The following is an 18,542-nucleotide window of genomic DNA, read 5'->3' on the forward strand; positions in this document are numbered from 1 at the left end:
CAGGGGCGACGGCTACTGACCGAAACAGGTTGTGGGATGGCGGCATAGCCTTCCTTCCGATCATCGCGATCCGTACCCTGTCGGCCCCGCCGGCGCGTGCGTAGGTTCAGCGTCTGAGTGACCGCCGAACCAGAAAGCCTTCATGATCGAGATAGAGAACCTGACCAAGCGGTTCGGTGAGCGAACGGTCCTCGACGACGTCTCACTGTCGGTACGCGCGGGCGAGATCCTCGCGGTCGTCGGCCCGAGCGGTGCAGGCAAGAGCACGCTGTCGCGCTGCGTCAGCTTCCTCGAGCGACCGACGAGCGGCACCGTGCGCGTGGACGGCAAGGACTTCACCCGACTCGAGCGCGACGAACTCGTCGCAGCACGCCGCAGCATCGGCGTCATCTTCCAGACGGCGCCGTTGCTCCGTCGCCGCACGGTCGCGGAGAACGTCGCGCTGCCCCTCCAATACCTCGGTGCGACAGAGCATTCCGCCACCCGTCGGGTGTCCGAACTCCTCGATCGCGTCGGCCTCGCCGACCGCAGCGCGGACTATCCGGCACGACTATCGGGCGGTCAGAAACAGCGGGTCGGCATCGCCCGCGCACTGGCACTGGGACCGTCGATCCTGCTCTCCGACGAAGCGACGTCGGGGCTGGACCCCGCGACCACGACGTCGATCCTGGGGCTGCTCGGGCATCTGCGCGACGAGTACGGCCTGTCGATCATCCTCATCACCCACGAGATGGAAGTGGTCCGCGAGATCGCCGACTCCGTCGCCCGCATCGAGGACGGCCGCATCATCGAGAGCGGTTCGGTCACCGACGTCATCCTCGACCCCACGTCGTCGCTCGCGCGCGAGCTGCTTCCGGACCGCCCCCGTGTCCCGACCGACGTGCCCGGCGAGATCTGGGAGGTGTCCTACGCCTCGCGTGACGTTCCGCTGGACTGGTTGACGTCGATCCACACCGTCCCCGGCATCGCGGACGCCCACGTCGACGTCCTGTCCGCGAGCGTGGAGGCGATCCGCGGTGTCGCCGTCGGCCGCGCCGTCCTGTCGATCTCGCCCGCCGCGCCTTCGGGTTTCGCGGAGCACCTCGCGCAGCGCGGCCTGTTCGTTAGCACCTCCGGACGCGCGACGACGGACGTGGCGGCGTGACCCCCGTGATTCTCGCGGAGGACTTCAGCACCCCGTGGACCAACGTGCCTGCGCTGCTGTTGCCCGCCTACGGAGAAACGTGGGCGATGGTCGCCATCTCGATGACCCTGGTGGTGCTTCTCGGCACGCCGCTGGGCGTCACGTTGCACAACACGTCCGAACTCGGCCTGTACCCCGATTCGAGGGTCTTCGCCGTGCTCAACACGATCGTCAACGTCGGGCGCTCGCTGCCGTTCCTGATCCTGATGGCGGCGATCATCCCGGTGACGCGGTTCCTCGTCGGCACCACGATCGGCATCCCCGCGGCGATCGTGCCGATGACGGTCGCGGGCGTGCCGTTCTTCGCCCGGCTCGTGCAGAACGCCCTGCGGGAGGTGCGCTCGGACGTGACCGACATGGGGCAGGTCTCCGGCGGCACCACCCTTCAGGTGATCAGGACCGTGCAGCTGTCCGAGGCGCTGCCTGCCCTGGCCGGCGCGCTGACGGTGAACGTCATCGCCATGATCGAGTACTCGGCCATCGCGGGATCGATCGGCGCCGGCGGGATCGGAAACCTCGCGATCACCTACGGCTACAACCGATTCGACCACAACATCATGATCGCCACGGTGCTCGTCCTCATCGTCACCATCCAGATCGTGCAGTTCGTCGGCGACCGCGTCGTCACCGCACTGACCCGCTGACCCCGTCCACACCATCCCACCTGAAGGAACACCCATGACCGACCCGACGAGTCAGCCTCACGGCCTAGACATCGAACTCAAGAAGAAGAAGCGGTGGCCGTGGATCGCCGCTGCCGTCGCCGTGGTGGTGGCCATCGCGGGCGGCGTCTCCTACGCCACTCTCGCCAATCAGGACAAGCCATTCGGCACCACGCTCGACGTCGCCACGTGGAGTACCGACATCGCCGCCGAGAACCTGCTGTCCTACATCGCCACCAACGTCGCCCCCGATCACGGCATCACCATCAACCCCGTGAAGATCGACAACCTGATCGAGATCAATCGCGCAGTCGACGCGGGCAACGTCGCAGGCAACTTCTTCGAGCATCAGCCGTTCCTCAACGACGCCATCGCCGCCAACGGGTTCGAGCTGACGCTGGCGGCCCCGACCTTCACGTGGGATCAGGCGACGTACTCCAACGAGTACGACAGCTGGAACGAGGTGCCCCGCGGCGCCAAGATCGCCCTGCGCGACGACCCGGCGGGACAGGCGATCGCCCTGCTCGACCTGGCGCACGACAAGCAGATCACGCTGAAGCCGGGCAAGGACACGTTGGAGGGCCTCCCCCAGCTCAGTGACATCGCCTCCAATCCCAAGGACTATCAGTTCGTTCAGGTTCCCATCGGTCAACTGGCGCGCAGCCTCGCCGACGTCGACGCGATCGTCGTGCACATCTCCGACGTCTACGCGGCCGGGTTGACCGAGGACCAGATCCTCGCCCGCGAACCCGCTCCCAAGGGCAGCGAAGGCGGCCTCGTCGTCAGCAACAAGCACCTCGACGACCCGAACGTGCAGAAGCTGATCGCCACGTTCCAGGACCCGAGGATCGCCGAGTACCTGCAGACCACGGACAACGCCCTCATTCGCGACACGCTCGGCCCCATCGACGCCGGGCCAGATGCCACGCAGGGGAACGCGCCGTGACCAAGCGCCCGCTCTACTACTCGGCGTTCGTCATGAACACCGCATCGCATGTCCTGCACGGTCTTTGGCGCGCGCCGGAGGCCCGGAACCACGACTTCAACTCGCTGCGGCACTGGACGTCACTGGCGGCGCAAGTCGACGCGGCCGGCTACGACCTGCTGTTCTTCGCCGACGTGTTCGGTCTACGTCAGACGTGGAACGGCAACTGGCGCAAGGCGGTCGAAGGCGGCATCCAGATCCCCGTCAACGACCCGTCCGTGCTCGCGTCTGCGCTGGCCGCCGCGACCGATCATCTGGGCATCGTGTTCACCAGCTCGATCGTGCAAGACCACCCGTTCGACTTCGCCCGGCGGATGTCCTCACTGGATCACTACACCGACGGCCGGCTCGGCTGGAACATCGTGACCAGCTTCAACCAGAACATGTTCCGCAGCTTCGGACACGAGGGCACGCTGGCCCACGACGAACGCTACGAATGGGCCAACGAATACGTCGACGTCGTCTACAAGCTCTGGGAGGGTTCCTGGGACGACGACGCACTCGTGCAGGACAAGGCCGCAGGCATCCACTCCGACCCGGCGAAGATCCACAAGATCAACCACGTCGGCAAGCGCTACAGCGTCGAGGGCCCGCACTTCTCGTCACCCTCCCCGCAACGGACCCCGGTGCTGTTCCAGGCCGGGTCCTCACCGGCAGGGCAGCTGTTCTCGGCGCGCAACGCCGAGGGCGTCTACATCAGCAGCCCCAACCCCGCCGCCGCATACGGACTGACCACGGAGACCAGGGCCCTGGCGGTCGCCAACGGCCGCAACTCCGAGGACATCACGTTCGCTCAGGGGTTGTCGTTCGTCATCGGTGACACGCACGCCGAGGCGGTCCGCCGCAACGACGAGCTCAAGCGGTATCTCGACCTCGAGGGCATAGCACTGCACGCGCTCGGCGACGCCGGGGTCGACGGCGGCAGCCTGTCGCTCGATACCCCGATCAGCGAACTCGGCGAGTTCACCGGCATCAAGAGCTTCATCCGCTGGGCGTCGGAATCGTCGGGCAACGACGAGCCGACGATCCGCGACATGGCCTGGGTGCTCGAGGGCGCCAACCGCGTGGTCGGGACCGCCAAGGAAATCGCCGACCAACTCGAGGAATGGCGCGAAGCCGGTGTCGACGGCATCAACGTCTACCACGCCACGGTGCCGGGCTCGTTCGCCGAGACCGCCGACCGCCTCTTCCCGACGCTGCGCGAACGCGGTCTCATCTCGACCGACAAGTCGGGCACACTTCGCCACAAACTGCTCGGTCGCGGCGACCGGCTCCCCGACACCCACCCCGCCGCCGCCTACCGCGGCGCGTTCACCGACAACGACCTGCTCAATGGCGTGGAGTCCCGGGTCCTCACCCCTGGGTGATGTACGCCTCGAGCTGCTCCTGCTGGGCCTCGAGTTCCTCCATCCGCGTCTTGACCACGTCGCCGATGCTGACGATGCCGGTCAGGTGGCCGCCGTCCATCACGGGAACGTGGCGCACCCGATTGTTGGTCATCAGCCCGCTGACACCGTCCACCGAATCGGTAGGCGTGCAGGTGATGACGTCGGTCGACATGATGTCGGCGACGGCATGCTCGAGCAGCTCCGCGCCGTGTGCGTGCAGGTTGCGCACCACGTCGCGTTCGGACACGATGCCGATCGGACCATCAGGTCCGACCACCACCATGGCACCGACGTTGCGCGTGGCGAGACCGGTCAGCAACTCGGCGACGGTCATCTCCGGCGACACGGTCAAGACCCCGGCGCCCTTGTTCCTCAGCACGTCTGCGATTCGCATTCGAACCTCCCAAGGTGACGTGGATCACATCAGGTTAGGTCTTTCGGGTCCGGCAGGAAACCCCCAGCTCGAATCGCACCGGAACCGGCGGTAGCCGGCACCCGAATATTGCCCTCGGCGCCTTCTTCCCGGGAGTAGTTTCGAGCTTCATGATCGAGGTCACGCTGCTCGGGACCGGTAGTCCCATCCCGGACGCCAGGCGGGCGGGCCCGGCCACACTGGTCCGCGCGGGCGGACAGACGTTCCTGACCGACTGCGGTCGGGGTGTCCAGCAGCGACTCGCGGCGGCGGGAAGTAGCGCCGGCGCGCTGACCGCGCTACTGCTCACGCACCTGCACAGTGACCACATCGCCGACCTCGGCGACCTCATCATCACGCGGTGGATCACCACGTTCGACCCGGATGCCCCACCGTTCCCCATCATCGGGCCGCCGGGCACCGCCGAGGTCGTCGACGCGACGCTGGCAGCCTTCGGGCACGACATCGGCTACCGCATCGCCCACCACGCCGACATCACCGGACCACCGCGCCTCGACGTCCGCGAACACACTGGCGGTGTGGTGTGGGAGCGCGACGACGTGGTGGTGCGGGCCGCTCCGACCGACCATAGGCCCGTCGCCCCGACGATCGGGTTCCGCATCGAGCACGGCGGCGCGTCGGTGGTACTCGCCGGCGACACCGTGCCATGTCCGAGCCTCGATGAATTGGCCTCCGGCGCAGGCGCACTCGTCCACACCGTGATCCGCAAGGACCTCATCGGCGCACTGCCACAGCAGCGCATACGCGATATCTGCGACTACCACTCGTCGGTGGAAGAGGCTGGGGCGACGGCAGCCCGCGCCGGTGTGGGCGTCCTGATACTGACGCACTACGTGCCCGGGATCGCTCCCGGACAGGAAGAGGACTGGCGCGCACTTGCGGCGACCACGTTCAGCAGACAGATCGAACTCGGCGACGACCTGCACCGCGTCGAAGTGCACCCCGGCGTCTGCGGGCCGCACCCCGCCGACGTCACGCCAGCCGGGTGATCTCCACGATGACGTCGAGGTCGGTGGACCCCTCACCGGAGTAGATGCCCTTGAGCGGACTGACGTCGGCGTAGTCACGGCCGACGCCGACGCTGACGTACTGCTCGTTGATGTGCTTGTCGTTGGTGGGGTCGTAGTTCCACCACCCACCGGTCCACGCCTGGATCCACGCGTGGCTCTCGCCCTCGATGGTCTCCCCCACCGCGGCTTCGCGGTTGGGATGCAGATAGCCCGATACGTAGCGCGCGGGTATCCCCATGCTGCGCAACAGGATCAGGGTCAGGTGCGTGTAGTCCTGGCACACGCCCTTGCCCTCCCGTAGCGCGTCGAGGCCCGAGGAGTGCACACCGGTGGTCCCTGGGACGTAGGCAAGTTCGCCGTGCACCCAGTTCGCCGCGGCGACCACAGCCTCCCGCGGTGCGTGCTCCTTGGCGATCTTCTGCCCCACCCGCGCCAGGCGCTTGCTGTCGGGCGTGTACTCGGTGCCGGTGAGGATCTCGTCGAACCGGTCGATCACCGCCTCGGTCTGCAGGTCCTCCCACGTCACGTCGTCCTCGGGCATGACGCCCTCCTCGGTCTCGACGACCGACGACGAGGTCACCTCGAGTTCGGTGTGCGGAGCGTGCAGGTCGAACGTCGTCACCGCAGTGCCCCAGTAGTCGACGTACCGGTAGGACCGCGTGGCCGGAACCGTCTCGACGCGGTTCAGGATGACGTTCTGCCGGGAGTCCGACCGCGGGGTCAGCCGGGCCTCGTTGAACGACGCCGTCACCGGCGACTTGTAGGCATACCCGGTGGAATGGACGACTCGAAGACGCCACATGTCTAGACCTCGCCCTCTTCGATGACCAGTGCGCCGTCACGGCCTGCATCGCTCCACGCCACCCACGGGGCGGAGTGAAAGTACTCCAGCGCCAACGCTTCTCCGATGTCGGCGCACGTCTGCTGCAGGTCGCCCAACCGGGTCTCCAGTGACTCGAGCAGGACCCCGGGGCGCAGGAACTCCAGTTCGCTACGGGCGCGGCCGAGCAGCCGCTGGGCCTCGGCGGTCGCACCGACGCGGTTGAGCCTGCGGTGGTGCAACTCGTCGAGGCTGTGTTCGGCCAGCCGCAGCGAGTACATGACCGAGCGCGGGAACAGGCGGTCGAGCATCATGAACTCGACGACGCGACCGGCGTCGAGCACGCCGCGGTAGGTGCGCAGATAGGTGTCGTGTGCGCCTGCCGAACGCAGCACCGTCACCCAGGCCGGTGACGACGCGCTGTCGCCGACACGCGACAGCAGCAGCCGCACGATCATGTCGACGCGTTCGATCGCGCGGCCGAGCACCATGAATCGATAGCCGTCGTCGCGGGACAACGTCGAGTCGGCGAGCCCGGCGAACTGCGCCGCGCGTCCCTCGATGTAGGAGAGGAACTCGTGCGGTCCGAGACGCTTGGCCGCACGCTCCCGCTCGGGCAGGGCGTTGTAGGTGGTGTTGAGGCACTCCCAGATTTCGGTGGACGTGACTTCGCGTGCGCCGCGGGCATTCTCACGTGCCGCCGAGATCGAGTCGACGATCGAGCAGCCACCGTGGGTGTCGCGACTGAATGCCACCAGGTCGGTCAGCGACCAGAGGTCGAGTTCGGTGTCTGGGGGCTCGATGCCCAGCACCTTGAGCAGCGTCCGCGAGGCCTGGTCGGGGTCGACGCTGGAATCCTCCAGCAGCTGATGCACGGTGACGTCGAGGATGCGGGCGGTGTCGTCGGCTCGCTCGACGTAGCGGCCGATCCAGTAGAGCGATTCTGCGTTGCGCGCCAACATCAGTGCATCACCTGCTGCTGTTGCTGCTGCTGTTGATCCTGGGTGCCCATCGTCATCGACTGCTGCTGCGGCGGTGAGCCGTCGCCGTTCTTGTCGCCCTTGCCTGCCCTGGGTAGCGCGCGCACGACTTCGGCGGCCGCCAGCTCGCGGTCGGCGGCCGAGGTCCGCGACGCGAGCACCCAGGTGTCCTTCGAACCGCCGCCCTGGCTGGAGTTCACTACCAGCGACCCCTCGGGCAGCGCCACGCGGGTCAGCCCGCCGGGCAGCACCCACACGTCATCGCCGTCGTTGACCGCGAACGGCCGCAGGTCGACGTGCCGCGGGGCCAGCTGGTCGTCGATCTGCGTCGGCACGGTGGACAGCTGCACCACCGGCTGAGCGATCCAGCCGCGCGGCTCGCTACGGATCTTCTTGCAGATCGTTGCCAGCTCCTTCTCGGAGGCGTCCGGCCCGAACACGATTCCGTAGCCACCCGACCCCTCGACGGGCTTGATCACCAACTCGGCGACCCGGTCGAGGACCTCCTCGCGCTCCTCGTCGAGCCAGCAGCGGAACGTGTCGACGTTGGCGAGCAACGGCTTCTCGCCGAGGTAGTACTCGATGATCGTCGGCACGTAGGTGTAGACCAGCTTGTCGTCGCCCACCCCGTTGCCCACGGCACTGGAGATCACGACGTTGCCTGCTCGCGCCGCGTTCAGGATGCCTGCGACGCCGAGCACGGAGTCCGGCTTGAAGTGCATCGGGTCGAGGAATTCGTCATCGATGCGCCGGTAGATCACGTCGACCTGACGCTCTCCCTCGGTGGTGCGCATGTAGACGGTGTTGTCCCGGCAGAACAGGTCGCGGCCCTCGACGAGCTCGACACCCATCTGCCTGGCGAGCAGCGAATGCTCGAAGTACGCGGAGTTGTAGACGCCGGGCGTGAGCACCACCACGGTCGGATCGGCCTCGTTGGACGCCGCGGCGTTGCGCAGCGCACGCAGCAGATGTGACGCGTAGTCGCCGACCGAGCGGACCCGGTGCGTGGCGAACAGGTTCGGGAAGACCCTGGCCATCGTGCGCCGGTTCTCCATCACGTACGACACGCCTGACGGCGACCGCAGGTTGTCTTCGAGCACCCGGAAGGTGCCCTGCGCGTCGCGGACCAGGTCGATGCCCGCTACGTGGATGCGCACGCCGTTGGGCGGGACGATGCCCGCGGCCTCCCGGTGGAAGTGCTCGCAGGAGGTGATCAGCCTGCGGGGAATGACCCCGTCGCGGAGGATCTCCTGATCGCCGTAGATGTCGCTCAGGTACATCTCGAGCGCCTTGACGCGCTGCTTGATGCCGCGCTCGAGCTTCGACCACTCGGCCGCCGAGATCACCCGGGGCACTAGGTCGAGAGGGAACGGGCGCTCCTGACCGGACAGCGAGAAGGTGATGCCCTGGTCGATGAATGCACGGCCGAGGGCTTCGGCGCGGGCAGCGAGCTCCGATGCGTCCGACGGCGCGAGTTCGGCGAAGATCCCCTTGTAGGGCCCCCGCACGTTGCCCTGTGCGTCGAACATCTCGTCGAACGCCTGTGAGTAGTTACCGACGCTGTTGTATCCGTCGAAGACGCCGTCGTAGCGTTTGGACGCGCGCGAGTTCGAGCGTGTCGACCGACCGGTGTCTGCTGGCAATGTTCGGAGACTCACAGGTGACATGCTGCCCCAACTGCCCCGTCTCGGCTGACCACGGCCTTCACTTTGGGCATTTACCCCGCGCGCTGGTAATCTGAACCGTCGCTGCCCCGCAGGGCGCCCATACTTGACCATCCCGATACGTAATTCGAAGGACTGACGCGTGGCCAATATCAAGTCGCAGGAAAAGCGCATCCGCACCAACGAGCGTGCTCGGCTGCGCAATCAGTCGGTGAAGTCTGAACTTCGCACGGCTGTCCGCGGGTTCCGCGAGGCCGTCGACGCAGGTGAGAAGGACAAGGCCGGCGAGCTGCTGGCGTTCGCAACGCGCAAGCTCGACAAGGCCGCCAGCAAGGGTGTCATCCACAAGAACCAGGCCGCCAACAAGAAGTCGGCGCTGGCGATTGCGTTCAACAAGATCTGATCGAGTAGCTCCGTCGCGGGCGCTCAGTTCCCGCCGGCCAGTTCGGCGACCTTGCGAACCGCAGCCTCGAGGGCGTAGTCGGCATCTGCCGCTGCGCCCTTGACGTCTGCATTGAGGGTTGCGACCAGCCGCATCGCCTCGGCCACCGAGTCCCGGTCCCACCGACGCGCCTGCCGCTGCACCTTTTGCACCCGCCACGGCGGCATGCCCACTTCACCGGCCACCTGGTGCTGGTTCCCCGACAGCGGCGCGATGCGGGCGATCGAGTGAACCGCCTCGGCCAGCGCGTCGGCGAGCACCACGTGCGCTTCACCGCCCATCACCGCCCACCGCAGGGCCTCGGCCGCTCCCTCGACGTCGCCGGTGACCGCCATGTCGGCGATCACGTAGCCCTTCACCTCGGCCTTGCCGTTGTGGTAGCGGCGGACCGCGGCGACGTCCACCTCGCCACCGGTGTCGGCGACGAGTTGTGAGCACGTGGCCGCGAGTTCGCGCAGGTCGGATCCGACGGCGTCGAGCAGTGCGGTCACCACGTCGTCACCGACCTTGACCCGGTGCGTACGGAATTCCCGCTTGACGAAGTCGGCGCGCTCGGAGGGCTTCGCGAGCTTCGCGCAGGGATGCACCTCGGCGCCGAGCTTCTTCAGCTGATCGGCAAGCGCTTTGGCGCGGCCGCCACCGGTGTGCACCACGACCAGCACGGTGCCCGGCGGGAGATCGGCTGCCGCCCCGCCGATGAGTGTCACCGCCTCCTTGCCCGCGTCGGCGGCCGACTCGAGCACCAGGACGCGTTCGTCGGCGAACAGCGACGGACTGAGCAACTCCGCCAGCTCGTTCGGGCTGATCTCGCCAGCCCGCATGCGGTTCACCGGGACGTCGTGGGTGCCCGCGTCCTTGCGCGCGATGCGGAGCACGTCCGACACCGCCCGTTCGACGAGCAGTTCTTCGTCACCGAGAACGAGGTGCAGTTGCGTCACGCCACGATGGTGTCACGCCCTGCCGACGTCGCCCGCCGCCGCCCACGCCGTCGCGCCGACGGCGCACCACAGCAGGATCACCCGGCCCCATCGCCATCGCCACAGCACGATCGACGCGACCACCGTCGCCGCCACGAACACCACGCCCGCCAGACCCGACGGCACCGGAAGTGCCGCGCCGGGAACCGATGCGGCCCTTTCCGCGACCCGCAGCAGCCACCACAGCTGCGGCCCGGTGAACCGGATCAGCAGCCCCGCCGCGTCGGGCCAGGCGCTGCAGATCGCCGCTGCTGCCGTTCCGAGGACGGTGATCGGGGCGATGACGACCGTGACCGCGAGGTTGGCGAACACGGCGACGATGCTGAAGGCACCCGAGATCCCGGCTACCAGGGGCGCGGTGATCAGTTGTGCCGCAACGGCTACGCACACCGCGTCGGCGAGCGGCTTCGGCCACCGCCGCGCCACGAGTGCGGCCGACCAGGCCGGAGCGACGAGGACCAGCGCGGCAGTGGCCGACACCGACAGCGCGAAGCCGACGTCGACGGCCATCTCCGGCCAGCCGATCAGCACCACCAGGATGGTCGCTGCCAGCGCCGGAATCGCCTGCCGCCTGCGGTGCGAGACCACGGCCAGCAGCGTGACGGCGCCCATGATCGCCGCGCGCAGCACGCTGGCCGTGGGCTGCACCACCACGACGAAGGCCACCAGGGCGATCGAAGCCAAGGCGACGGCGATGCGCGGCCCCACCACCATGGCCGACAGCAGCACCGTGCCGCAGACGATGGTGACGTTGGCACCCGACACCGCGGTCAGGTGGGCGAGACCGGCGGTGCGGAAGTCGGCGACGGTCGTCTGCGCGACGGCCGAGGTGTCGCCGAGCGCCAACGCCGGCAACATGGCCGCCTGCTCGGGCGGCAGGACCGCGCGAGCCGTCTCGGCGAAGTCACGTCGCACCGCCGCGGCGATGCGGTGTACCGCACCGGCCTCGCCCAGGTGCGCCTCGCCGGTGGCCGACAGCACGGCCACGGTGAGGTCGCGACGGGCCGGCTTGCCGACGCGGGCACGGAAGTCGGCCGGGCGGCCCGCGGTCACGTCGCCGTAGCCGACCACCGAGGCGAACACCAGGACGCGGCCGGCTTGGGCATGGCCGTCGACGGCACGCAGCACCGCCCGGAACATCAACCGCGAACCCGCGACCACCCGGGGCGTCTCGACCGGTACCGCGGTCACCGAGACCGTGTCGCCGATCCGGTCCGCGATCGGGTGGTGCTCGACGTCGTCCACGCGCAGCGCGACCGAACAGGCGAATGCCGCGCCGATCACTCCGACCGCCGCCACGGCGGGCCACCAGGGGCGGGCCCGCTCGTCGGCGCTGTCGCGCAGGCGGATCGACGCCGACGCCGCCGCCGTCGTCGCGATCACCACGACGGCGGCCGCAGCCGCAACGTGCCACAAGATTCCCGTCGCCGTGGCCGCCCAGGCGGTCAGGGCCGCCGGTACCAGCCGGAGGTCGACCCCGGCCGCCACCACCCCGGGGCCAGTCACGATCGACGAGGTCACACATGGACCAGGTCACGCAGCTTCTCCAGCCGCGCCGGGCCGATGCCGTCGACCTCTCCGAGTTGCTCGATGCCCGTGAAGGGCCCGTTCGCGTCGCGCCAGGCGATGATCGCTGACGCCGTCACCGGCCCGACGCCGGGGAGTTCGTCGAGCTGCTCGACGGTTGCGGTGTTGAGGTTCACCGGACCGGGCGCGGCCTCGGGACCGCCCGCGGCCGCCGGGTCGGCGTCGCCCGGCGCGGACGCGATCGAGCTACCCATCGCCGGTGGCGCACCGGGCAGGCCCGCGATGCCGACGACGATCTGCTCGCCATCGGCCACCCGGCGCGCGACGTTCAGACCGAGGAGGTCCGCGCCGTCGAGAACGCCGCCCGCCGCGGCCAGCGCGTCGTCGACCCGGGCACCTGCGGTGAGCGTCACCAGCCCGGGCCGGTGCACCAGCCCGACCACGCTGACCACGACGGGTTGCTCCGCGGACGGCGACGACGGTGAGGCGGGTGCCGTCGAAACCATCTGCACGGGTGGAAGATTCGCCGACACGACCGGCGGCGGGTCGTTGCCTGCCAGCGTCAGCACCGTGACCACCACGGCGACGACGCCGACCACGGACAGACCGATGACACCGGTCCGCCCCGGATCGGCCCGCAGCGCGGTCAGCCACTGCGCTCGCCCGGTCGGCGGGGTGTCGGGCAGCCACCGCGCGAGCGACGTGTCTGGCGCGTCGTCCTCGGAGTCGTCGATGGACCCGTCGGTGCCGGACAGGCGGCGCTGCGCCCTGTCGGTGGGCTGTTCGGTACGCATGGCGTGACCGTAGGCGGGCCGCGCGACGCATCCCGGTCGTCAGAACCCGGAGAACGGGCCGCTCGTGGATGAACTCGGCACTGGGGACGAACCGTGGTTCTCCGAGGTCGGCTACCAGCCGTCGGACCGCCAGCACGTCCAGTCGATCTCGACGAGCGCGCCGACCGCGAGACCCGTGACGCCAACGCACGTGCGGGAGGGCAGCCTGTCCGGGAACCACGGCGCGTACGCGTCGTTGAACGCGGCATAGTCCGACCAGTCGAGCAGGTAGGCGCGGACCGAGACCACGTCGGACGCCGAGCCGCCGCACAATTCGGTCACGCGGAACAGATTGCGCATCACCTGGTCGGTCTGTGTCGCGACGTCCGATCCGACCACGGCGCCCGTGGAATCGGTGGGCATCTGCCCGGTGACGTAGAGGGTCTGGCCGGCGGCCGTGGCGTGGGCGAACGGCGCGACACCGGGCGGGACACCCTGATCGGGCGTGAAGGCGAACGAGCGGATAGCGGTCACGCCGCCGAACCCCGTCGCGGCAGGAAGTGCTGCATCGCACAGATCATGCCAGGGTGGCGGTCCCACGGTCGCGGGAACGTCGCTGGCGTATACATATTCACCGAGGTGTCTACTGAGCCGCCGTCGCCCGATCACCCGAGGAGTCGCGAATGTCCACCGACCGACCGCTGAAGGTGATCCAGTGGACCACCGGCAACATCGGCAGACGCTCCCTGCACGCAATCATCGGGCGCTCCGACATGGAACTGGTCGGCGTGTTCGCGCACGGCGCCGACAAGGTGGGCGTCGACGCCGCTGAACTGGCCGGGTGGCCGGAGCCGACGGGCGTGACGGCCACCAACGACGTCGACGCACTCCTCGCCCTCGGAGCCGACGCCTGCTGCTACAACCCGCTGTGGCCCAGCGTCGACGAGCTGGTCCGGCTCCTCGAGGCCGGGGTGAACGTGTGCTCGAGCGCGGCCTGGATCACCGGCGGCAAGCAGTCACCCGAGGATCTCGAACGCATCCGAAAGGCCTGCGAGACTGGGCGTTCCACGATATTCGGCAGCGGGGCGCATCCCGGCATGACGAACATGGTCGGCATGGTGCTCTCGGGGGCGTGCGAGGCCGTGGAGCACATCCGCATCACCGAGTCGGTGGACTGCTCGACCTACGAATCGGCAGGCACCCAGTCGGCGATGGGGTTCGGGCAGGATCCCGAGACGCCCGGCCTTGCCGAGAACGTGCGCCGCGAGAGCGAGGTGTTCGCCGAGTCCGCGGCCATGATGGCCGATGCGATCGGCGCCACGCTCGACCGCATCACCTTCGACGTGGAGTTCACCGCCGCCACCGGTGACAGCGACCTGGGCTTCATGCAGATCCCGGCGGGCACCGTCGGAGGCGTGTACGGCTACCACCGCGGATGGGTGGGCGAGAAGAACGTCGTCAGCGTCGGATTCAACTGGATCATGGGTGGCCACGTCACTCCGCCCAAGCCGCTCGAGCACGGCCACGTCATTCAGGTCTACGGCACGCCCAATATGCGTACCGTCCTGCACTGCCTGCCGCCCAAGGGCTGGACCGAGCCCGGCTTCATGGGCCTCGGCATGATCTACACCGCGCTGCCGGTGACCAACGCGGTCCCGGCCGTGGTGGCCGCGGCACCCGGCATCGTCACGCTCAAGGACCTGCCGCCGGTCACCGGTCGTTTCGTCGGCTAGAAGCGCGTCGACAGCGTCGACAGCCCGGCGCCGTCCAGGTCGCCTAGACCGTCGGCCCGTCCCGCCATCGTCATCAGCAGCGCCTCGCCAGGGCCATGAACCTCGGGGCCCTTGCCCGCGGCCCAGTCCAGGTCGGTGGCGACGAGTCGCACGCCCCTGGCGCGCCACGCGCCACGGATCAGCGGCGCGGTGCGCGCGAAGTCCAGTGCGACGCTCAGGCGATCGGCGGCGATGCCGCGCGGCATCCCGAGTGGACGCCGAATGTCCTGCTGGTGAATCATGTTGTCCGTCAATGCGATCCGCCCACCAAAGCCCGCACCCAGGCCGGATGGCGTGGCGTATCGGCGCACCATGGCGACCAGGTCGTCGGTCGAGCGGTCGGACAGGTGCGCAACGGCCAGTGCGTTGATGCGATCGACGACCAGGAGCCCGCGCAGGAACCGCGTCACCAGGGCCGCGGTGGACAGCCCCTCGTAGCTCATCGTGTGCGCGACCACGTCGCGCACCCGCCAATCCGGGCACAGGGTCGGCGCAAGCCACTGCTCGGCGGTCAGGCCGCCGAGGAAGTCGGCGAACTCCAGCCGCTCGTCGCGGGCCAGGCTCAGCGCGTCCACGGACGTCGCCTACCCGTCCACCGTCACGCACACGCCGACGGCGCCGCCGCCGACGTGCACGGCAAGGACCGGTCCCATGTCGGTGACGGTGAGCGACTCCACCTGCGGCAACCGGTCGGTCAGTGCCGCGCCGATGACGTCCGCGTCATCGTGGTTGTCGACGTGGTGCACGACGATCGACGCGCTGCGCTCCCCCACCACGTCGGCGACCGCGTCGACCAGCGCGGCGTGGGCCTTCGAGGTCGTGCGAATCCGTTGCAGAAGAACCAATCTGCCGTCGACGTCGAGATGAAGCAGCGGTTTGAGCGACAGTGCGGTCCCTAGCCAGGACGTGGCGGTGCCGATGCGGCCGCTGCGGCGGAGGTTGTCGAGACGGTGCACCACGATGAACGCGTGACCCCGGGGAACCGCTGAACGGGCGGCTTCCTCGACGGCGTCCAGGTTCGCACCGGTTCCGGCCGCCCGGGCCGCCGCCACCGCCACGAACCCGACGCACGCCGCAGCCGAACGCGAGTTCACCACGCGCACGGCCGATCCGAACTCGCGGGCGACGGTGCGCGCGGTGCTAAAGGTGCTCGACAGCGCAGCCGAGAGGTGCACGGCGACGACGCCGTCGCCCCCACTGGCGGCCAGCGCCTCCCGATAGGTCTCGGCGAGGTCCGCCGGAGATGCGCCCGACGTCGTCACGTGGCTGCGGTCGTGGATGTCGTTCGGAACCGGGTCGACGTCGTCGCGCATGTCGTCGCCGTCGAGCAGGACGTGCAGCGGCACCCGACGAATACCCCAGCGCTCCAGAACGTCTGGACCCATGCGAGCCGACGAATCGGTCACCACCACGACGGCCATGGTCAGTTCGCGCCCGCGACGGGCACACCGGCGTCCGCGAGTGCCTTCATCATGAGGTCGGCGACGTTGCGGTGGGCCTCGAAGTTCCAGTGGATGCCGTCGGGATTCCCGCGACCGCTCATCACCTCGTCGCCCACGGCGGCCTTGAGGTCTACCACCGGCACGTCGTGCTCGGCGGCCCACCCGGTGATCGCCGCGACCGTGCCGTCACGCCACCTGTGCGAGTTGCCGTAGGTCTCGGCGACGTGCACCGACGGAATGCACGCGACGAACGGTATTCCGGGGCGGTTGAAGTCGATCGCCGCGCGGGTCTGTTCGAGGTACTCGACGGACAGCTTCGGCGGCAGGGCCGGTCGTGCGACCGGGGAGAACCTCGGCTGCGCCCACCCGTAACCGTCTCGCACCCACCGCCGCAGCAGCGGTGGTCGGACGTAGCGGATCATCTCCCGCAGCGCCGTAGGAAGCGGGGACGGCAGCGAGTCCATGCCGCAGGTCGCGAAGATCACGGCACCGGCCCGCGGCAGCGCCGCCCACGACCGTGGGTCCTGAATCGCTGCCCACCACACGTCGCGGCAGGTCCAGCCGATGCGACCGATCAGCTCGACGTCCCAATCGAGTTGATCAGCAACGATGTTCGGCCAGATGCGCGGATCGTCGGAGGGCAGCCCGCCGGTCGGGCCGTAGTAGGACAGCGAGTCGCAGAACACGAGCAGGGTTGCCCGGCGGGCAGGAGCGGAGCGACCCGGGGAATCGTTCCGGGCTCCATCGGCCGGCTCAGAGGACATCGCTGGCGACCTGCGCCGAGGCGTTCCACACGTCGAGGCGCCAACGGACGTCCTCGAGCGGGGCGTCGTCGGAGGAGTGGCCGGACAGCTGTACCCAGCTCGCGTTGCCCATCCCACCCAGCACGGGCCAGTTGTCGACGGGCAGGCCGAGTATCGCCCCGGTGAGCGCCGCGATCAGGCCGCCGTGTGCCACCAGGACGACCGGTCGGTCGGGTTGGTCGACGCCCCACTCCGCCTGTCCGGCAGTGAGTTCGGCGATCAACGGCATGCTCCGCGCTGCCACGTCGACGCGGCTCTCGCCGCCGTGCGGGGCCCACCGCGCGTCGTCTCGCCACGCCAGCCGGGCGCCGGGAGCGATGGCGTCGACCTCGAGGTGGGTCATGCCCTGCCAGTCACCCAGGTGGGTCTCGCGCAGCCGGACGTCGGTGCTGACCGGCAATCCCGCTTGTTCACCGAGTGCGACCGCGGTGTCGAGAGCCCGCCGCAGGTCAGACGAGACGATCAGTAGGGGTTCGCGTTTGGCGAGCAGCTCGGCCGCGGCGACGGCCTGGGCGCGGCCCAGCTCGGAGAGATCGGTGTCGAGCTGGCCCTGCATGCGGCTGCCCGCGTTGTACTCGGTCTGGCCGTGGCGCAGCATGACCAGCCTGCGGACTCTCACTCCCGGTCCTCGGGCAGGGAGTCGCCGTGGCCGTCGAGGTCCACGGGAACCAGCGGGCAGTCACGCCACAACCGGTCCAGGGCGTAGAAGTTCCGCTCGTCCTGATGCTGGATGTGCACCACGATGTCGACGTAGTCCAGCAGCACCCACCGACCTTCGCGCGTGCCCTCGCGGCGGGCCGGCTTGAATCCGGCGGCGCGCATCTTCTCCTCGACCTCGTCGACGATGGCGTTGACCTGCCGATCGTTGGAGGCCGAGCCGATGACGAAGACGTCGGTGATGACGAGCTGTCCCGACACGTCGATGACGACGACGTCGTCGGCCAATTTGGACGACGCCGCCTGGGCGGCAACGGTGGCCATTTCGACGGCCTCGACAGACGCACTCACGATGGGGTCCTTCCAACAAGGGTGGGGGTTCGGTACAGGCCGCGTTTGGAGACGTACTGAACGACGCCGTCGGGCACCAGGTACCAGATGGGCCTGCCGGTCATCGCGCGGTCGCGGCACTCGCTCGACGAGATGGCCAGCGCAGGTACCTCGACGAGGTTCAGCGCCTCGCGCGGCAGCTCCTTCATCGCCGCCTCGATGTGCTCGCCGTCCAGGGTGTAGCCGGGGCGGCTGACGCCGACGAAGCGGGCCAGGGAGAACAGGTCCTCCCAGTTCTGCCAACTCAGGATCGAGCCGAGCGCGTCGGCGCCGGTGATGAAGTACAGGTCGGTGTCCGGGTGGGCCGCGGCCAGGTCGCGCAGCGTGTCCTTGGTGTAGGTCGGGCCGCCGCGGTCGATGTCGACCCGGCTGACCGAGAAACGGGGATTGGCTGCCGTTGCGATCACCGTCATGAGGTAGCGGTCCTCCGCGGCGGTGACCGAGCGGTCGCGCTTCTGCCACGGCTGCCCGGTCGGCACGAACACCACCTCGTCGAGGTCGAACAGATCGGCGACCTCGCTGGCCGCGACGAGGTGACCGTGGTGGATCGGGTCGAAGGTCCCGCCCATCACTCCCAGCCTGCGTCGAGTCACGAATAAGCAGCTTACGGGAGGCGCGGCGGGCGCCGCGGGTT

At 68.9% G+C, this 18,542-nt stretch carries 21 protein-coding genes; 7 read left to right on the top strand and 14 right to left on the bottom strand.

Translation table 11 applies throughout. The annotated features are described in order from the left end of the window. Window positions 1–142: 142 nt before the first annotated feature. Genes LOK44_RS04675 through LOK44_RS04690 form a run of 4 tightly spaced genes read left to right on the top strand, consistent with a single transcriptional unit; the run spans window position 143 to window position 4,197 of the window. Window positions 143–1,144, top strand: a complete 1,002-nt coding sequence (locus tag LOK44_RS04675) for a methionine ABC transporter ATP-binding protein (protein WP_237568848.1) — start codon at window positions 143–145, stop codon at window positions 1,142–1,144. Then, a complete protein-coding gene (locus tag LOK44_RS04680) occupies window positions 1,141–1,827 on the top strand; it encodes a methionine ABC transporter permease (protein ID WP_237568849.1) in 687 nt (228 codons plus the stop codon). The genes LOK44_RS04675 and LOK44_RS04680 overlap by 4 nt, the downstream gene beginning before the upstream one ends. Before the next feature lie 34 nt (window positions 1,828–1,861). Next, on the top strand, window positions 1,862–2,791 hold the full coding sequence (locus LOK44_RS04685; RefSeq protein WP_237568850.1) for a MetQ/NlpA family ABC transporter substrate-binding protein: 930 nt from the start codon (window positions 1,862–1,864) through the stop codon (window positions 2,789–2,791). Window positions 2,792–2,823: 32 nt separating this feature from the next. After that, window positions 2,824–4,197, top strand: coding sequence for an NtaA/DmoA family FMN-dependent monooxygenase (locus LOK44_RS04690; RefSeq protein WP_237568977.1), 1,374 nt, complete (start codon window positions 2,824–2,826; stop codon window positions 4,195–4,197). Here LOK44_RS04690 and LOK44_RS04695 read toward each other — a convergent pair. Beyond that, window positions 4,184–4,612, bottom strand: coding sequence for a CBS domain-containing protein (locus LOK44_RS04695; RefSeq protein ID WP_237568851.1), 429 nt, complete (start codon window positions 4,610–4,612; stop codon window positions 4,184–4,186). The two genes, LOK44_RS04690 and LOK44_RS04695, sit on opposite strands and share 14 nt — an antisense overlap. A gap of 149 nt (window positions 4,613–4,761) precedes the next feature. On the opposite strand from LOK44_RS04695, the gene LOK44_RS04700 reads away from it, so the two are divergent. Next, window positions 4,762–5,640 carry a ribonuclease Z gene (locus LOK44_RS04700; RefSeq protein ID WP_237568852.1) on the top strand — a complete coding sequence of 293 codons (879 nt, stop codon included), beginning with the start codon at window positions 4,762–4,764 and terminating at the stop codon, window positions 5,638–5,640. On the opposite strand, the gene LOK44_RS04705 is transcribed toward LOK44_RS04700, so the two are convergent. The 3 genes from LOK44_RS04705 to LOK44_RS04715 are packed head-to-tail and all read right to left on the bottom strand — an operon-like array spanning window position 5,624 to window position 9,128. Then, window positions 5,624–6,463 carry a transglutaminase family protein gene (locus LOK44_RS04705; protein ID WP_237568853.1) on the bottom strand — a complete coding sequence of 280 codons (840 nt, stop codon included), beginning with the start codon at window positions 6,461–6,463 and terminating at the stop codon, window positions 5,624–5,626. The two genes, LOK44_RS04700 and LOK44_RS04705, sit on opposite strands and share 17 nt — an antisense overlap. A gap of 2 nt (window positions 6,464–6,465) precedes the next feature. Continuing rightward, window positions 6,466–7,443 carry an alpha-E domain-containing protein gene (locus tag LOK44_RS04710; RefSeq protein ID WP_237568854.1) on the bottom strand — a complete coding sequence of 326 codons (978 nt, stop codon included), beginning with the start codon at window positions 7,441–7,443 and terminating at the stop codon, window positions 6,466–6,468. Beyond that, window positions 7,443–9,128 carry a circularly permuted type 2 ATP-grasp protein gene (locus tag LOK44_RS04715; RefSeq protein ID WP_237568855.1) on the bottom strand — a complete coding sequence of 562 codons (1,686 nt, stop codon included), beginning with the start codon at window positions 9,126–9,128 and terminating at the stop codon, window positions 7,443–7,445. The genes LOK44_RS04710 and LOK44_RS04715 overlap by 1 nt, the downstream gene beginning before the upstream one ends. A gap of 139 nt (window positions 9,129–9,267) precedes the next feature. On the opposite strand from LOK44_RS04715, the gene rpsT reads away from it, so the two are divergent. Beyond that, window positions 9,268–9,528, top strand: a complete 261-nt coding sequence (gene rpsT / locus LOK44_RS04720; RefSeq protein WP_237568856.1) for a 30S ribosomal protein S20 — start codon at window positions 9,268–9,270, stop codon at window positions 9,526–9,528. A 23-nt stretch (window positions 9,529–9,551) separates the two neighbouring features. Here rpsT and holA read toward each other — a convergent pair whose 3' ends face one another. The 4 genes from holA to LOK44_RS04740 form a co-directional block, all read right to left on the bottom strand. After that, on the bottom strand, window positions 9,552–10,505 hold the full coding sequence (gene holA, locus LOK44_RS04725; protein ID WP_237568857.1) for a DNA polymerase III subunit delta: 954 nt from the start codon (window positions 10,503–10,505) through the stop codon (window positions 9,552–9,554). Between the two features lie 12 nt (window positions 10,506–10,517). Beyond that, window positions 10,518–12,050, bottom strand: a complete 1,533-nt coding sequence (locus LOK44_RS04730; protein WP_237568858.1) for a ComEC/Rec2 family competence protein — start codon at window positions 12,048–12,050, stop codon at window positions 10,518–10,520. 11 nt (window positions 12,051–12,061) lie between these two features. After that, window positions 12,062–12,865, bottom strand: coding sequence for a ComEA family DNA-binding protein (locus LOK44_RS04735; RefSeq protein WP_237568859.1), 804 nt, complete (start codon window positions 12,863–12,865; stop codon window positions 12,062–12,064). 111 nt (window positions 12,866–12,976) lie between these two features. Then, window positions 12,977–13,378: a RidA family protein gene (locus tag LOK44_RS04740; protein WP_237568860.1), complete on the bottom strand. Its 402-nt coding sequence runs from the start codon at window positions 13,376–13,378 to the stop codon at window positions 12,977–12,979. 149 nt (window positions 13,379–13,527) lie between these two features. Here LOK44_RS04740 and LOK44_RS04745 point away from each other — a divergent pair, with 149 nt between their 5' ends. After that, the gene (locus tag LOK44_RS04745) at window positions 13,528–14,577 is read left to right on the top strand and encodes an NAD(P)H-dependent amine dehydrogenase family protein (RefSeq protein ID WP_237568861.1); all 1,050 of its coding nucleotides are present in this window, start codon (window positions 13,528–13,530) and stop codon (window positions 14,575–14,577) included. Here the strand turns inward: LOK44_RS04745 and LOK44_RS04750 are convergent. The 6 genes from LOK44_RS04750 to nadD are packed head-to-tail and all read right to left on the bottom strand — an operon-like array spanning window position 14,574 to window position 18,501. Next, window positions 14,574–15,182: a maleylpyruvate isomerase family mycothiol-dependent enzyme gene (locus LOK44_RS04750; protein ID WP_237568978.1), complete on the bottom strand. Its 609-nt coding sequence runs from the start codon at window positions 15,180–15,182 to the stop codon at window positions 14,574–14,576. The two genes, LOK44_RS04745 and LOK44_RS04750, sit on opposite strands and share 4 nt — an antisense overlap. A gap of 18 nt (window positions 15,183–15,200) precedes the next feature. Then, window positions 15,201–16,037: a DegV family protein gene (locus LOK44_RS04755; protein WP_237568862.1), complete on the bottom strand. Its 837-nt coding sequence runs from the start codon at window positions 16,035–16,037 to the stop codon at window positions 15,201–15,203. Between the two features lie 2 nt (window positions 16,038–16,039). Then, on the bottom strand, window positions 16,040–16,822 hold the full coding sequence (gene octT, locus LOK44_RS04760) for a diglucosylglycerate octanoyltransferase (RefSeq protein ID WP_237568863.1): 783 nt from the start codon (window positions 16,820–16,822) through the stop codon (window positions 16,040–16,042). Beyond that, a complete protein-coding gene (gpgP, locus tag LOK44_RS04765; protein ID WP_237568864.1) occupies window positions 16,812–17,480 on the bottom strand; it encodes a glucosyl-3-phosphoglycerate phosphatase in 669 nt (222 codons plus the stop codon). Before gpgP ends, octT begins: the two co-directional genes overlap by 11 nt. Then, window positions 17,477–17,869: a ribosome silencing factor gene (rsfS, locus tag LOK44_RS04770; RefSeq protein WP_237568865.1), complete on the bottom strand. Its 393-nt coding sequence runs from the start codon at window positions 17,867–17,869 to the stop codon at window positions 17,477–17,479. Before rsfS ends, gpgP begins: the two co-directional genes overlap by 4 nt. Continuing rightward, on the bottom strand, window positions 17,866–18,501 hold the full coding sequence (nadD, locus tag LOK44_RS04775; RefSeq protein ID WP_308192708.1) for a nicotinate-nucleotide adenylyltransferase: 636 nt from the start codon (window positions 18,499–18,501) through the stop codon (window positions 17,866–17,868). Before nadD ends, rsfS begins: the two co-directional genes overlap by 4 nt. Window positions 18,502–18,542 lie beyond the last annotated feature (41 nt).

It is taken from the genome of Mycolicibacterium lacusdiani, assembly GCF_021916785.1.
In the GTDB taxonomy this organism is placed as follows: domain Bacteria; phylum Actinomycetota; class Actinomycetes; order Mycobacteriales; family Mycobacteriaceae; genus Mycobacterium; species Mycobacterium lacusdiani.

Excerpts from the sequence above, each read along its gene's own strand:
- LOK44_RS04715 (WP_237568855.1), bottom strand. The coding sequence starts at position 9,128 with ATGTCACCTGTGAGTCTCCGAACATTGCCAGCAGACACCGGTCGGTCG.
- LOK44_RS04685 (WP_237568850.1), top strand. The coding sequence starts at position 1,862 with ATGACCGACCCGACGAGTCAGCCTCACGGCCTAGACATCGAACTCAAG.
- LOK44_RS04735 (WP_237568859.1), bottom strand. The coding sequence starts at position 12,865 with ATGCGTACCGAACAGCCCACCGACAGGGCGCAGCGCCGCCTGTCCGGC.
- LOK44_RS04695 (WP_237568851.1), bottom strand. The coding sequence starts at position 4,612 with ATGCGAATCGCAGACGTGCTGAGGAACAAGGGCGCCGGGGTCTTGACC.
- LOK44_RS04710 (WP_237568854.1), bottom strand. The coding sequence starts at position 7,443 with ATGTTGGCGCGCAACGCAGAATCGCTCTACTGGATCGGCCGCTACGTC.
- LOK44_RS04745 (WP_237568861.1), top strand. The coding sequence starts at position 13,528 with ATGTCCACCGACCGACCGCTGAAGGTGATCCAGTGGACCACCGGCAAC.
- LOK44_RS04700 (WP_237568852.1), top strand. The coding sequence starts at position 4,762 with ATGATCGAGGTCACGCTGCTCGGGACCGGTAGTCCCATCCCGGACGCC.
- octT (WP_237568863.1), bottom strand. The coding sequence starts at position 16,822 with ATGTCCTCTGAGCCGGCCGATGGAGCCCGGAACGATTCCCCGGGTCGC.
- LOK44_RS04755 (WP_237568862.1), bottom strand. The coding sequence starts at position 16,037 with ATGGCCGTCGTGGTGGTGACCGATTCGTCGGCTCGCATGGGTCCAGAC.
- LOK44_RS04690 (WP_237568977.1), top strand. The coding sequence starts at position 2,824 with ATGAACACCGCATCGCATGTCCTGCACGGTCTTTGGCGCGCGCCGGAG.
- LOK44_RS04675 (WP_237568848.1), top strand. The coding sequence starts at position 143 with ATGATCGAGATAGAGAACCTGACCAAGCGGTTCGGTGAGCGAACGGTC.
- LOK44_RS04705 (WP_237568853.1), bottom strand. The coding sequence starts at position 6,463 with ATGTGGCGTCTTCGAGTCGTCCATTCCACCGGGTATGCCTACAAGTCG.